The 13,783-nt window shown below is 68.8% G+C and carries 13 protein-coding genes and 1 other RNA gene; 7 read left to right on the top strand and 7 right to left on the bottom strand.

Annotated features, from left to right (window positions below; genetic code table 11):
• Positions 1 to 6: 6 nt before the first annotated feature.
• A complete protein-coding gene (gene glnA, locus DFO65_RS09030) occupies positions 7 to 1,365 on the bottom strand; it encodes a type I glutamate--ammonia ligase (protein ID WP_113904089.1) in 1,359 nt (452 codons plus the stop codon).
• 3 nt (positions 1,366 to 1,368) lie between these two features.
• A complete protein-coding gene (locus DFO65_RS09025; RefSeq protein ID WP_113904088.1) occupies positions 1,369 to 1,572 on the bottom strand; it encodes an SPOR domain-containing protein in 204 nt (67 codons plus the stop codon).
• A 397-nt stretch (positions 1,573 to 1,969) separates the two neighbouring features.
• Here DFO65_RS09025 and ald point away from each other — a divergent pair, with 397 nt between their 5' ends.
• Positions 1,970 to 3,088, top strand: a complete 1,119-nt coding sequence (ald, locus tag DFO65_RS09020) for an alanine dehydrogenase (RefSeq protein WP_113904087.1) — start codon at positions 1,970 to 1,972, stop codon at positions 3,086 to 3,088.
• A gap of 176 nt (positions 3,089 to 3,264) precedes the next feature.
• Here the strand turns inward: ald and DFO65_RS09015 are convergent, their stop codons facing one another.
• The gene (locus DFO65_RS09015) at positions 3,265 to 3,990 is read right to left on the bottom strand and encodes a FadR/GntR family transcriptional regulator (protein WP_113904086.1); all 726 of its coding nucleotides are present in this window, start codon (positions 3,988 to 3,990) and stop codon (positions 3,265 to 3,267) included.
• 232 nt (positions 3,991 to 4,222) lie between these two features.
• Here DFO65_RS09015 and map point away from each other — a divergent pair, with 232 nt between their 5' ends.
• From map to DFO65_RS08995, 4 genes are all read left to right on the top strand, one after another.
• Positions 4,223 to 5,137 (top strand): type I methionyl aminopeptidase, encoded by a 915-nt coding sequence (map, locus tag DFO65_RS09010; protein WP_113904085.1) that lies wholly within the window; start codon positions 4,223 to 4,225, stop codon positions 5,135 to 5,137.
• Positions 5,134 to 5,985, top strand: a complete 852-nt coding sequence (gene ppgK, locus DFO65_RS09005) for a polyphosphate--glucose phosphotransferase (protein ID WP_113904084.1) — start codon at positions 5,134 to 5,136, stop codon at positions 5,983 to 5,985. The genes map and ppgK overlap by 4 nt, the downstream gene beginning before the upstream one ends.
• A 4-nt stretch (positions 5,986 to 5,989) precedes the next feature.
• Positions 5,990 to 7,159, top strand: a complete 1,170-nt coding sequence (locus DFO65_RS09000; RefSeq protein WP_220151283.1) for an MFS transporter — start codon at positions 5,990 to 5,992, stop codon at positions 7,157 to 7,159.
• Between the two features lie 67 nt (positions 7,160 to 7,226).
• On the top strand, positions 7,227 to 7,916 hold the full coding sequence (locus tag DFO65_RS08995; RefSeq protein ID WP_113904083.1) for a DUF998 domain-containing protein: 690 nt from the start codon (positions 7,227 to 7,229) through the stop codon (positions 7,914 to 7,916).
• Positions 7,917 to 7,919: 3 nt separating this feature from the next.
• On the opposite strand, the gene rnpB is transcribed toward DFO65_RS08995, so the two are convergent.
• An RNA gene (rnpB, locus tag DFO65_RS08990) (RNase P RNA component class A) lies at positions 7,920 to 8,314 on the bottom strand.
• 176 nt (positions 8,315 to 8,490) lie between these two features.
• Between rnpB and DFO65_RS08985 the strand changes: the two genes are divergently transcribed.
• Positions 8,491 to 9,267, top strand: a complete 777-nt coding sequence (locus DFO65_RS08985) for a YaaA family protein (protein WP_113904082.1) — start codon at positions 8,491 to 8,493, stop codon at positions 9,265 to 9,267.
• A 54-nt stretch (positions 9,268 to 9,321) separates the two neighbouring features.
• Here DFO65_RS08985 and DFO65_RS08980 read toward each other — a convergent pair whose 3' ends face one another.
• Entirely contained in the window at positions 9,322 to 10,050 is a 729-nt protein-coding gene (locus DFO65_RS08980) for a zinc ribbon domain-containing protein (protein ID WP_113904081.1), read from the bottom strand.
• A gap of 31 nt (positions 10,051 to 10,081) precedes the next feature.
• A complete protein-coding gene (locus DFO65_RS08975) occupies positions 10,082 to 10,942 on the bottom strand; it encodes a Nif3-like dinuclear metal center hexameric protein (RefSeq protein ID WP_113904080.1) in 861 nt (286 codons plus the stop codon).
• Positions 10,943 to 11,036: 94 nt separating this feature from the next.
• Here DFO65_RS08975 and DFO65_RS08970 point away from each other — a divergent pair, with 94 nt between their 5' ends.
• Positions 11,037 to 12,611 carry a fatty acyl-CoA synthetase gene (locus DFO65_RS08970; RefSeq protein WP_113904079.1) on the top strand — a complete coding sequence of 525 codons (1,575 nt, stop codon included), beginning with the start codon at positions 11,037 to 11,039 and terminating at the stop codon, positions 12,609 to 12,611.
• 13 nt (positions 12,612 to 12,624) lie between these two features.
• Here DFO65_RS08970 and DFO65_RS08965 read toward each other — a convergent pair whose 3' ends face one another.
• Positions 12,625 to 13,746 carry an FUSC family protein gene (locus DFO65_RS08965; RefSeq protein ID WP_181778679.1) on the bottom strand — a complete coding sequence of 374 codons (1,122 nt, stop codon included), beginning with the start codon at positions 13,744 to 13,746 and terminating at the stop codon, positions 12,625 to 12,627.
• Between the last annotated feature and the right edge of the window lie 37 nt (positions 13,747 to 13,783).

Below are 13,783 nucleotides of genomic sequence, written 5' to 3'. Positions count from 1 at the left end.
ACACGCCTACATCGAGGTGAAGTGCTTGCTGAGTTCGTACGGCGTGACCTGCGCGCGGTACTCGTTCCATTCCTGCCGCTTGTTGCGCAGGAAGAAGTCGAAGACCTCCTCGCCGAGGGTCTCGGCCACGAGATCGGACTGCTCCATCGTCTCCAGGGCATGGGAGAGGCTCGACGGCAGGGCCTGGATGCCCATCGCCCGGCGTTCGATGTCGGAGAGGAGCCAGACGTTGTCCTCGGCCTCGTCGGGCAGCTCGTACTCCTCCTCGATGCCCTTGAGCCCGGCGGCGAGCATGAGGGCGTAGGACAGGTACGGATTCGCCGAGGAGTCGAGCGCGCGGTACTCGACGCGCGCCGAGGAGGACTTCCCGGAGTTGTACTGCGGGACCCGGACGAGGGCTGAGCGGTTGCGGTGGCCCCAGCAGATGTACGAGGGCGCCTCATGTCCGGTCCACAGGCGCTTGTAGGAGTTGACGTTCTGGTTGGTCACCGCGGTGATCTCAGCGGCGTGGGTGAGGAGGCCGGCGATGAACTGCCGTCCCGTCCTCGACAGCTGGTAGGTTGCTCCGGGTTCGAAGAAGGCGTTGTTCTCCCCCTCGAACAGGGACACGTGCGTGTGCATCCCGTTGCCCGGATGGTCGGCGAGAGGCTTGGGCATGAACGACGCATAGACGCCCTGGGAGATCGCGACCTCCTTGATCACCGAGCGGAAGGTCATGATGTTGTCGGCCATCGTCAGCGCGTCGGCGTAGCGGAGGTCGATCTCGTTCTGCCCCGGCCCCGCCTCGTGATGGGAGAACTCGACCGAGAGGCCCATCGCCTCGAGCATCGTCACCGCCGAGCGGCGGAAGTCGTTGGCGGTGCCGCCGTTGACATGGTCGAAGTAGCCCGCGGAGTCGACGGGGACCGGTCGCGCGCCTTCGACGATCCCCGTGCGCGGGTCGAGGTTGTCGGTCTTGAACAGGTAGAACTCGACCTCGGGGTGGACGTAGAAGGTGAAGCCCTTCTCGGCCGCCTTGGCCAGGGTCCTCTTGAGGACGTTGCGCGGGTCGGCCGGCGCCGGCTCTCCCCCGGGCACGTGGATGTCGCAGAACATCCGTCCCGTCGGCTCCGTCTCCCCGCGCCAGGGCAGCAGGGAGAATGTCGACGGGTCGGGCTTGAGCACCATGTCGGCCTCGAACACCCGGGAGAGCCCCTCCACGGCGGAGCCGTCGAAGCCGATGCCCTCGGAGAAGGCGCCTTCGAGCTCCGCGGGGACGATCGACACCGATTTGAGCCCGCCGAGGACGTCGGTGAACCACAGTCGGATGAAGCGGACCTCACGATCCTCGACGGTGCGGAGGACGAACTCTTCCTGACGGCTCATCCTTCAGCCGTTCCATTCCGCGTCGTCGTCATCCCACGCCTCGTTGCGGGCCTTGGCCTTCTCGAGGGCCGCACGGGCCTCGGCTTCGGTGTCATAGGGGCCCATCCGGTGATTCCAGTCGCTGACCAGGCCCTTCTCGACGGCGTTGGTCTCCACGTTGAAGTAGTACTTCGAATTGGCATCCTCGACATCTCTGAACAGTCCCATGTCGACCCTTCCCTCGCGGCGTGCAGTCCTTGCCGCTTCAGCTTACCGGCTCACCCCCTCCCGCCGAGGACCGAACCTGCCGGAGCAGTTGCGGAACCCGCGGCGACAGCTGCGGAACCTGCGGGGCAACCTGCGGAGGCGGAGCCTGCCGGGGCGGACGCGGAGGCGTCGAGACTGGAACCGTTCCGGAAAACCTGCGTTATCAGTGGCATTGACCATGCTTTCAGTGCATCGGTTCCCTGCATGTCCACTGATTCCGCAAGATTTCGACCGAATCGAGCCAAAAAGGTTTGCCCCTCAGACCTTAAGCGGAATACAGTGAGATGTACCCTCAGCCGGGTCATCACGCGGCTGGATCTGCCCACGTTGGAACGGGGCGAAATGAGAGAGGAAAGCAATGCGCATTTCTGTGCCCACCGAGGTCAAGAACAACGAGTTCCGGGTCGCCATCACGGCAGCTGGCGTCCACGAGCTCGTGTCCCAGGGACACGAGGTCACGGTCCAGGCCGGGGCCGGTGAAGGTTCGTTCATCAGCGACGAGGAGTACACCGAGGCCGGTGCCACGATCGCTCCCGACGCAGCCTCGACGTGGGAGGCCGGTGACCTGGTCCTCAAGGTCAAGGAGCCCGTCGCCCAGGAGTACGGCTTCCTGCGCAAGGACCTCGTCCTGTTCACCTACCTCCACCTCGCCGCCGATGAGGCGCTGACCCAGGCGCTCATGAAGGCAGGCACCACGGCGATCGCCTATGAGACGGTGCAGCCGGACAGCGGCGGACTGCCCCTCCTGGCCCCGATGAGCGAGATCGCCGGTCGCCTCTCGACCCAGGTCGGCGCCCACAGCCTCCTCAAAGCCGAGGGCGGACGCGGCATCCTCCTCTCCGGCGTGCCCGGGGTCGACCGCGCGAACGTCGTCGTCATCGGCGCCGGCGTCGCCGGCACCAATGCCGCACGCATGGCGCTGGGCCTGGGCGCCACCGTCGAGGTCATCGACATCAACATCCCGCGCCTGCGCCAGATCGATGAGACGTTCGCCGGTGCCATCGCCACCAAGGTGTCGAACAAGTACGAGATCACGAAGTCCCTGGCCACCGCCGACCTCGTCATCGGCTCCGTCCTCATCCCCGGCAAGAAGGCCCCCAAGCTCGTCACCGACGAGATGGTCGCCGGCATGAAGCCGGGCTCGGTCCTCGTCGACATCGCCATCGACCAGGGCGGCTGCTTCGAGAACTCGCGTCCGACCACCCACGACGACCCGACCTTCACGGTTCACAACTCGGTCTACTACTGCGTGGCGAACATGCCCGGCGCGGTGCCGAACACGGCGACCAAGGCGCTGACCAACGCGACCCTGCCCTTCGCGGTGAAGCTGGCCAATCAGGGGTGGCACCAGGCCCTGTCGAACGATTCGGCTCTGGCGCGCGGCCTCAACACCCACAACGGCCACGTGACCAACGACAACGTCGCCGAAGCCTTCGGCCTCGAGGCGGTCTCGGTCCAGCACGCCCTGGCCAACTGATCCGGCGCCCGGCGGGATGTCCCGCCGGGTGGCGTGCCCCGCCGGACGTGGCTCGACGGCCGCGCTGTTCGCCGGGCGGCAGATCACACACCGCACCGTCAGCTGTACGACATCCTGTTCCACAGGGGTGGAGTGCGGCCGACGGTGCGGTGTGCTGTCTCGCCGGGGTGATGGTCTCAGGCGGGAGGCGGGGTCGTCGTCGAGCGGAAATGCTCCTCGCACAGTCGTCCGGACTCCAGCGAGTCCCCAGCCGCGATCGCCTCGACGATCGCGGCATGGTCGTGGACGGCCCGCTCGAACAGCTCGGCGGAGAACGGGTCGTGGCGGAATCCCGCGTTGATCTTCGTGTCGATGTCGATCGCGATCCGGGAGAGCTCGGGATTGTGGCAGGCCTGGGCGATCGCGAAGTGGAACTGCGCGTCGGCGGTGCGGGCGGCGGCCGCCTCGGCGAGTTCGGAGTACTTCTCCGCCAGTCTGCGGAGCCGGTGCAGCTCCTCATCCGTGCGCCGCAGAGCGGCGACCGCGGCCAGGGTGTTGTGGACGACGGCACGGGCGTCGAGGAGGTTCTTCCGCTCGGCGTGGAACTCCTCGATCCGCTCGGCCATCGGCGCGAGAGTCGCGGGCTCCGCGCTCTTGACGAACGTCCCTCCCCCGCGTCCGCGGCGGCGCTCGACGACGCCGAGGCGCTCGAGCCGCAGCAGCGCGGCGCGCACGCTCGATCGCGACACCTGCAGAGCGGCCGCCAGCGCCCGCTCTCCGGGCAGCATCGTGCCCACGGGAAGTGCGCCGACTGCGATGCCCGAGAGGATGTGGTCGGCGATCTGCTGCGGGGCGCTCGTGAGGCTGACGACGTCGCCGAGCCCGGCGAACTCCTGCGCACCTGGATCATTCGGATCGTTCATCGCACCTCCCGGTTCTCCTGCCGCCGCGCCCGGCGATCCGGCCGCCGTCCCCGGCGCATCCGTTCGCACTCGGCGATCCAGCCGCCCACGGCAGCTCGCTCCGCCCTCGGCGGTCGTGCCGCACGCGTTCGGCGGCACGACCGAGTCTAGACCGCATGGCCGACCGGCGACGCGACGACAGGCAGGGCAGGTGTGGGACAACCGCGCGATTCCACCCTAGAATCGACTCATCATGAACCCAGCTCCACGCCTGCTCACACCCGGCACGGTCTCCCCCGAGCGCCCGGTGCCCCCGCACATCGTCCGGCCCGAGTACGTCGGACGCGCCGATGCCGACGAGGGCCGCGACAGCAACTTCTACACCCCCGACGAGGTCGAGAAGGTGCGCCGGGCGGGCTCGATCGCCGCCAACGCCCTGGCCGCCGTCGGCGAGATCATCGCGCCCGGGGTCACCACCGACGAGATCGACGCGCTCGCCCACGAGTACATGTGCGATCACGGCGCCTACCCGTCGACCCTGGGCTACCGCGGGTTCCCCAAATCCGTGTGCACCTCGATCAACGAGGTCATCTGCCATGGGATCCCCGACTCGACCGTGCTCGCCGACGGTGACATCGTCAACGTCGACATCACCGCCTACATCGGCGGGATGCACGGAGACACGAACTACACGTTCTGCGTCGGCGAGGTCGACGAGGAGTCCCGGCTGCTCATCGAGCGGACCTGGGAGGCGATGATGCGCGGGATCAAGGCGGTGCGGCCCGGCCGGCAGCTCAACGTCGTCGGACGCGTCATCGAGAAGTACGCCAAGCGCTTCGGCTACGGCGTCGTCCGCGACTACAGCGGCCACGGCGTCGGACGCGAGTTCCACTCCGGTCTCATCATCCCCCACTACGACGCCGCCCCCGCCCACGCCGAGGTGATGGAGCCGGGAATGATCTTCACCATCGAGCCCATGCTCAACCTGGGCACCGAGGCCTGGGACGTCTGGGACGACTCCTGGACCGTGGTGACGAAGGATCGGAAACGATCAGCGCAGTTCGAACACACCCTCGTCGTCACCGAGACCGGTGCCGACATCCTCACCCTGCCCGATCAGGACACCGCGATCGCGCAGGGCCCCACGACCCTCGAGGACTCCAGATGACACACGGACCACAGTCACGGCTGGCCATCGGCATCGACATCGGCGGCACCGGGATCAAAGCGGCGCTCGTCGACATCGAGACCGGGAAGCTCCTGTTCAAGAGAGTGCGCATCTACACCCCGAAGCCGAGCACGCCCGAGGCGGTCGCCCAGGCGATCGGCGAGGTGTACGAACTCCTCGTCGCACGGGCGCTCGAGTCCGAGTGCGTCTCGGACCGCAGTGCGCTCGACGCGCTTCCGCTCGGCTGCGGGTTCCCCGGAGTCGTCTGCGACGGTCGGGTCGAGTTCATCGCCAACCTCGACCAGCGCTGGCGCCACTGGCCCATCGAGGACTATCTGCGGGAGCAGACCGGCAAGACCGTGTACGTGATGAATGACGCCGACGCCGCCGGTCTGGCCGAGATGAGCTTCGGCGCCGGGCGCAGGCACCGGAAGAAGACGGTGCTGATGACGACCCTGGGCACCGGGATCGGCACCGCGCTCTTCACCCAGGGGCGGTTGGTGCCCTACACGGAGTTCGGGCACATCGAGATGAACGGTCGCGACGCGGAGACGCAGGCGGCGGAGTCGGTCAAGGTGCGCGAAGGACTCGACTACCCCGAGTGGGCCCAGCGCCTGCAGCAGTACTACTCGATGATGGAGCTCCTCGTCTGCCCGGATCTCATCATCGTCGGCGGCGGCGTCTCGAAGTCCCATCAGTACTTCCTGCCGCTGATCACGACCAGGGCGCGGATGGAGCCGGCGAAGTTCCGCAACGACGCGGGCACGATCGGAGCCGCGGTGCTCGCCTCCAACGGGGGCAAGGCGAAGGTCCGGAAACGGCAGAAGGCCCCCGCCGAGGCGGTCTGACGCCGTGATCGCGTCCGTGACGAGCGCCTCGCCCTCGGCCCGTCACGGAGCCCGCCTGCTCGCCTACTCGCATCTCACCGTCGACTTCCATCAGGGCGCGATCGCGGCACTCGTGCCGTTCCTCGTCCTCGAGCGCGGGTACACGTATGCGGCCGCCGCCGGGATCGTCCTCGCCTCGGCACTGTCGTCGTCGGTCGTCCAGCCGCTGTTCGGCGCCCTCGGGGACCGCTGGCGGATGCGATGGCTGATCCCCGTGAGCATCGTCGTCGCGGGAGCGGGCATCGCGGCCATCGCACTCACGGAATCGTTCTGGGCCACCGCGCTCCTCGCCTCGGTGTCGGGGATGGGGGTCGCGGCCTTCCATCCCGCCGGCGCCGGGCGGGCGCGGGAGATCAGCGGCAACGACCATGTGCTCATGTCGTGGTTCTCCCTGGGCGGGAACATCGGCTTCGCGATCGCTCCGCTGTTCGTCGCGGTGACCGTCGGCGTCCTCGGTCTGCGCGCGAGCCCGCTGCTCATGATCCCGGCGCTGACCGGCGTCGTCGCCGTCGGCCTCATCGCGCGAGTCCATCCGGCCGGGAGTTCGGCCGGGCCGGGGCGCGGGCAGGCGGAGGGAGTTGATGATCGGCGCGGCTTCACCCGGCTGTCGCTGGCGATCGTGTGCCGGTCCATCGTGTTCGTCGGCATCGGTTCGTTCATCGTGCTCTTCATGCACCAGTATCGCGACGTCCCGGAGGGGCTGGCGGCGGCATCGCTGTTCGTCTTCTACCTCGGCGGAGCCTTCGGCACGGCGATCGGCGGTCACCTCGCCCGCCGCTGGTCCCGGACCGTGATCCTGAGGTGGTCCTACCTGGCCGGGGTTCCGGTCGTCGCCGGCATGCTCCTCATCCCCGGTCCGCTCGCCTGGGTGTGCATCGGTCTGGCGTCGATCACGCTCTACGTGCCGTTCTCCCTGCACGTCACCCTCGGCCAGGATCTCCTGCCGCGGCACATGGGCACCGCGAGCGGCGTCACGCTCGGACTGGCCGTCTCGGTCGGGGGTCTCGCCTCCCCGCTCATCGGGGCGCTCGCGGACAGGATCGGCCTGGAGTCCGCGCTGCTGCCGCTCATCGGATTGCCGGCGCTCGCGTTCCTCGTCCTTCTCGGAATGAGGGACCCTCGCGTGGATGGGTGAACCGGTGACGGGTCGTCCACTACAGTGAAGGCGTACTCACACGAGGATCGAACGGAGAAGGCCCCCAGTGGAGACAGGACGACCGAGCTCTTCTCGGGAGCGAATCGGCGCGACTCTGCTTGTCCTGAGCGCGATTCTCATTCCCGTGCAGATCGTCGTGGCAGCCGCATGGCCCAGCGGGTACTCGCTCACCGACCATGCGATCAGCGACCTGGGTGTGACCACCTGTGGAGAGTTCTCCGAACAGGGACACCGGCTCCGCACCGTCTGCTCGCCGCTGCACCCCCTGTTCAACGCCGGGATGGTGCTCAGCGGTGCGCTCATCCTCGCCGGCGCCCTGCTGACGGTCGATCACTGGCGGTCGCGGTTGGGCGGAGTCGGCATGGCATTCCTCGGACTCAGCGGTCTCGGGGTCGTCGGCGCGGGCCTCGCACCCTGGGATGTCTCTCCTGACGTGCACGACCTCGCCGCGCTCGTCCAGGCCGCCGCTCAATGGGTGGCCATGATCTGCGTCGCTGTCGTGGCCGGCCGCTGTGCACTCCGGTGGCTGACGATCGCCGCGCTCGGACTGTCGCTGCTCGGCTTCGTGGGCTTCATCCTGGCAGTGGACGGCCTCGATATTCCGCTGGTGGGATTCGGCGGTGCCGAGCGCCTGTCGTTCGACACACTCACGGTCTGGGTGGCTGTCCTCGGTGTCGTCATCCTCGAGCGCACGCGCAGGGCCTCACGGGCTCAGAGGATCGCGAGCCTCGGGTGAGAAGAGGACAGGCCACCGATACGCCGGATTCTGTGGTCGAGTCGGTCACCCTCCTCGACTGACGGCCATCTATCTGGGACCGATGTCGCCACCGGCCTCGAGCGATCCACCCGACGACTCGGCGAGCAGCCTCGAACGTCGTCTGTCTGATCTTGCTCCGGATGGGGTTTACCCAGCAGCACCGGTCACCCGGCACTCTGGTGGTCTCTTACACCACCGTTTCACCCTTACCGACCGCCCCGATCCGAGGATCGGAGGCGGCAGGCGGTCTGCTTTCTGTTGCACTTGCCCGCGGGTTGCCCCGGGTGGGCGTTACCCACCATCCTGCTCTGCGGAGTCCGGACGTTCCTCAGCCCTGCCCTAGAGCGGCACAGGACCGCGGCCGTCTGGTGACCTGTCCTCAAGCTCACCATCCTACCCGCGTCCGCCCTGACCACCGACCCGGGCGCACGGCGCCCGAGGCCCCATGTCCGCACTCTTCGTGCTTTTGCGCACGCGACCGGTGGCGCCGAGGTGAGCAAACTCACGAGAGACCGCCCGACGTCACCGTCCCGGCCCCACCTACGATGGTGGGGTGAAGATCCTGCTGCCGCCCTCCGAGGGCAAGACGCCCGCGAGTTCGGGTGATCCGCTCGACTTCGCGGCCCTCTCGGCCCCCGACCTCAACCCGCACCGGCACACGGTCCTCGCCCAGCTCAAGCAGGTATCCGAACGCGACGACGCGCTCGAGGTGCTCGGCGTCGGAGCGACCTTGGCCGGCGACGTCGCCCGCAACGTCGAGATCGACTCGCTCCCCTGCGCTCCCGCCCTGCTCACCTACTCGGGCGTGCTCTACGAGGCGATGGGCGCACCGGATCTCGTCACCGCTGCCGAGGCGGACGACACCCTCGCGGCGAAGCTGCGCGACGTCCACGTGTTCTCCGCCCTCTTCGGCCACGTCCACGGACTCGACCCGATCCCGGCCTACCGGCTGGCGATGAAGACCGAACTCGGCGCCCTCGGGAAGCTGACGTCGTGGTGGAAGCCGACCCTGGCCCAGACGTTCCGAGTCGATCCCGCCGAGGTGATCCTCGACTGCCGCTCGAGCGACTACCGGGCGGCGTGGCCGGGTCCCAAGGACCAGGTCATCACCCTCGGGGCGGTCAAGGACTCCGGCACCAAGCGCAGCGTCGTCTCACACTGGGCGAAGTACTACCGGGGCGAGTTCGTCGGTCGTCTCCTCGCCGACGAGCGGCGTCTCCCGCAGTCCCACGACGAGCTGCTCGGCCGCGCCGCCGAGCACTACGAGGTCGAGTACACGGCGGCCGCGGGCAGCAGGCCGGCGGCACTGACGATCGTCCTGCGCGACTGAGCACGACCGCGACGACGGTCGGCGCCGGTCCGGCACCGCCTCGGCGGCCGCACCTCAGCCGCGACGCAGCAGGACCGCCTCGCACTCCTCGCACTCATAGGTCTCGTTGACGTCTCCGCCGAGCATCGTCGTCCAGATCATGCCGCTGATCTCCTGACCGCAGGCCTGACAGTGCGGTCCCCCGAGGATCGCCGCGCCCGGTCCTCCCTGGGCGACGTTGTGCTCGAACCGACGGACGAGATCGCCGGGCAGCTGTGACTTGAGCCGACGCTCCTCCTCCTCGACCTCGGTGAGCTCGGCGGCGATCGCGGCAGTGCGCTCCTTGATCGAGGCCTGGGTCGTGCGTCCAGCGGCGGTCACCTCGGCGAGCCGGGTCTCGATCTCCAAGAGTTCGGACTCCGCGGTCTCGAGCTCCTCCATGAGCCCGAGCTCGGCCTCCTCGAGCTCGGCGACCCTGTCCCCGTGGCCGGCGATCTCGTGCTGGAGGGTGACGAGATCCCGGCTCGTCAGACCCGTGCCGGCGTTGAGCTCGGCGGTCTTCTTCCCGCTCAGACCGGTCTGCTTGTCGATCGCGGCGCTCAGCTCGGCGATGTCGGTCCGCAGCCTCTCCACCGTCTCGGCGGCCGCAGTCCTCTCCGCGGTGACGGCCTTGTGCTTCGCGACCAGCTCGGCCAGGGCCGGACCGTCCTTGGGGTTGTCGTGCTCGTGCCGGAGTCCGCGGCGGCGGGCGGAGAGGTCGATGAGCGCCTCGAGGCTCTCACGTTGATCGGCGGTGATCAGCATGGGCTGGTCCTTGTCGTCGTCGGGTGGGTGGTCAGTAGCGTTCGACCCACGGGTCGGTGTTCACCGCCGAGCGCTGCAGCCCGACGGTGAAGCCTCGAGCGGAGAACTCGGCGTCCAGCGCCGCGGCGGCGGCGTCGAGCCACACGGATTCCGAGGCCCAGTGAGAGACGTCGATGAGATGGGGATGGCCGCCGCGGCGATTGGCCGTGTCCCTGGCCTCGGTGGCCGGGTGGTGCCTGAGGTCGGCCGTGATGTAGACCTCCGCGCCGCTGGCGCGCACGGCGTCGAAGAGGGAGTCTCCCGCCCCTCCGCAGACGGCGACCCTGCTGACTTCGGCGGCCGGATCACCGGCGATCCTCACGCCCGTCGTCGTGCGCGGCAGCCGCGCGGACAGCGTCCGGGCGATCTCGCGCACGGGTGTCGGCGTCTCGAGGTCGCCGACCCGGCCGATGCCGGTGCCGAGTTCGCCGGACGAACCGTTTGCGGGGGCGCCCTCGGCATGGGGCACGAGGGGCTCGGCGTCCTCGATGCCCAGCAAGGAGATGAGCGCGTCGGAGACTCCCCCGCGGGCGGAATCCGCATTCGTGTGCGCGTTGTACGTCGCGACGCCGTTGCTGATGAGGGTGTGGATCGCCCCGCCCTTGAGCGTCGCCGCGCTCACCGTCGAGACCGGCCTGAGCAGGAGCGGATGATGCGTGAAGACGAGGTCGACGTCGAGGAGCATCGCCTCGGCGATGACGGAGTCCATCGGGTCGAGGGCCAGCAGGATCGACCGGACCTCGGCACCGGGATCCCCGACGGCCAGACCCACCGAGTCCCAGCCCTCCGCCAGAGCCGGCGGCCACAGCGTCTCGAACACGTCCACACAATCGCTGACCAACGGATACGTCATGGCCTCCACACTATTACACCGGTGAGCGCCCATCACCGCCGCCCGCGGCCGGGACTCTGTTCACATCTGGCCGGTCGCGAACTAGATTGGGGCCATGACCACAGCCGAGTCGATGACGACTTCTCCCCCACCCCCGATCCCCTCCGATGCTCCCCCGGCCACTCCGTCGACCGTCGCCGACATCGTCCGCCGCAGCGCGGGTCGCCACCGGGAGTCGGTGGCGATCGAGTTCGGCGACCGCACCTGGACGTACACCGCGCTCGACGCCGCAGTCACCGCCGTGGCCAGGGAACTCGTCCGCCTCGGCGCACAGAGGGGTGAGCGGATCGCCGCCTATGGCAGGAACTCGGATCTCTACGTCCTCCTCTACCTCGCCTGCGCCCGGGCGGGCCTCATCCACGTCCCGGTGAACTTCCAACTGACGAACGACGAGCTCGACCACATCCTCACCGATTCGGGAGCGCGCATCGTCTTCGCCGACTCCGAGCTCATCGCGGCCGTCGGTCGGACGGCGGCCGGAGCCGCGGCCGAGGTCCACGACTTCACCACCCTCCTGGCCCCCGCCTCGGCGGCAGCGATCGCCCCGGTCGCCGACGGCGAGTTCACCGTGGCCGACGCGGACGTCGCCCAGCTCCTCTACACCTCGGGCACCACCTCGGCGCCGAAGGGCGCGGTGATGACCCACCGCGCGCTCGTCCACGAGTACCTCTCGTGCCTGCACGCGCTCGACTTCGCGGCCTCCGACCGTGCCGTCCATGCGCTGCCCCTCTACCATTCGGCGCAGATGCATGTGTTCATGCTCCCCCTGCTCGCGGTGGGCGCGCACAACATCATCGTCCCGGCACCCGTTCCCGACCAGCTGCTCGAGCTCATCGAGGAGCGGCGGATCAACTCGTTCTTCGCCGCACCCACCGTCTGGGTGGCGCTGGCGAACAGTCCCGACCTCGCGACCCGGGATCTCGAGAGCCTCCGCAAGGCCTACTACGGGGCCTCGATCATGCCCGGGCCGGTGCTGGCGAAGCTGCGGGAGCGGCTGCCTGACCTCGGTTTCTACAACTGCTTCGGCCAATCGGAGATGGGGCCGCTGTGCACCGTATTGCGCCCGGAGGAGCACGACGACCATCCTGGATCGGCCGGCCGTCCCGTCCTCTTCGTCGAGACCCGCGTCGTCGACGACTCCGGTGCCGACGTCGCCCCCGGCGAGCTCGGGGAGATCCTCTACCGCTCGCCCCAGCTGTGCTCGGGCTATTGGCACCGGCCGGAGGCGACCGCCGAGGCATTCGACGCAGGGTGGTTCCATTCCGGCGACCTGGTGCGGATGGACGAGCAGGGTTACGTCGAGGTCGTCGACCGGGTCAAGGACGTCATCAACACCGGCGGTGTGCTCGTGGCGAGCCGGCAGGTCGAGGATGCGATCTTCGAGCTCGATGAGGTCGCCGAGGTGGCCGTCGTCGGGGTGGCCGACGAGAAGTGGATCGAGGCGATCACTGCCTTCGTCGTCCTCAGGCCGGCGGCCGCGGAGACATCTGGTGGGCTCACCGAGGCCGACGTCATCGCCCATGTCCGCGCCCGGTTGGCCGCGTTCAAGGTGCCCAAGCGCGTCGAGTTCGTCGCGGCCCTGCCGAAGAACTCGGCGGGCAAGATCCTCAAACGACGACTGCGCGGCTGAGCGCGGCCGCCGGTCACTTCCGCCGCCGGCGCCAGAGGCGCTTGAGCCGGGCCGGCAGCAGGGACAAGCGGGGCGGGTCGGGGACGTCCACCTCGGCATCGTGCTTCTCGATGAGCCCCCGAGCCTGGTCGGGTTCGACACCGGCGAAGACCATGATGTCGATCGCGGTCGTCCGGACCACCGCACGCGCCTGCGCGGACTTCTGGGGATCGGACTCATCCGCTTCGAGCATCCGATAGGACTCGAGTGCGCCTTCGGCCGCCTTCTGCCGAGCCCCCTGGTCGCCGGGGTCGACGGCCAGGGCGCGGAGCACCTCGGCGATCCTGCCGGTCACCGGTGCGAAGTCGTCCCTGTCCTCCTCGGGCAGGGCGAAGACCGACCGGATGAGCATGAGCAGACTGTTGTTGAGCAGGTCCAGCTGCCCGGCGTTCTCACTCTCCCTGACGATCGGGGCGGACCGCCACCACCACACGGGGGCATGACGGACCGTGCGGCTGCTGTTCTCCCGGGTGTCGGCGAGTTCGGTGAGCTTGTCGCGCAGGGACCGCAGGCCCCCGATCGCCTGCTCGGCACGGTCGTCGACCTCGTGCCTGAGGGATTCGGCGGTGAGTTCGAGCGAGGTCGCCATCCCCCCGAGCACATCCGCCTCGGCGCGGCGGAGGAGCGCGATGGGACGGGCCGGGAAGAGTATCTGGCTGAAGACGAGGGCGACCCCGGCCCCGATGAGGGCGTCAATGATCCGCTCGGGACCGAACTCGGGTTGACCGCCGGCGACGGTGAGGATGGCGCCGACGGCTCCCTGGGCGATGACGAGGCGGCTGCCGTCGAACGCCGTCGCCGCCGCCATCCCCACCAGGGTGGCGATGCCCATGACCGCGAATCCGGTGCCGAAGAAGGAGAGCGCCACCTCTCCCACGATGATGCCCAGCAGCACTCCGAAGAGCAGGTGGATCGCGTTGGTCCCCCGTCTCCCCGGATTCGCGTTGAGCGCGATGACCGCGGCGATCGGGGCGAAGAACGGCTGCGGATGACCGGCGAGGCGCAGCGCGATCCACCAGGCGATGGCCGCGGCGAGTGCCCCCTGGACCATGGGCCAGAAGCTCTCGCCGACGCGGGTCAGGGCTCGGCCGCTCATCGCCGTGACACGGTGCTGAGCGCGCCGAGCCCGGGAC

The sequence above is a fragment of the Brevibacterium sanguinis genome (assembly GCF_003315415.1).
GTDB classification, from domain to species: domain Bacteria; phylum Actinomycetota; class Actinomycetes; order Actinomycetales; family Brevibacteriaceae; genus Brevibacterium; species Brevibacterium celere_A.
This window is presented reverse-complemented; position numbering and strand designations above follow the sequence as displayed.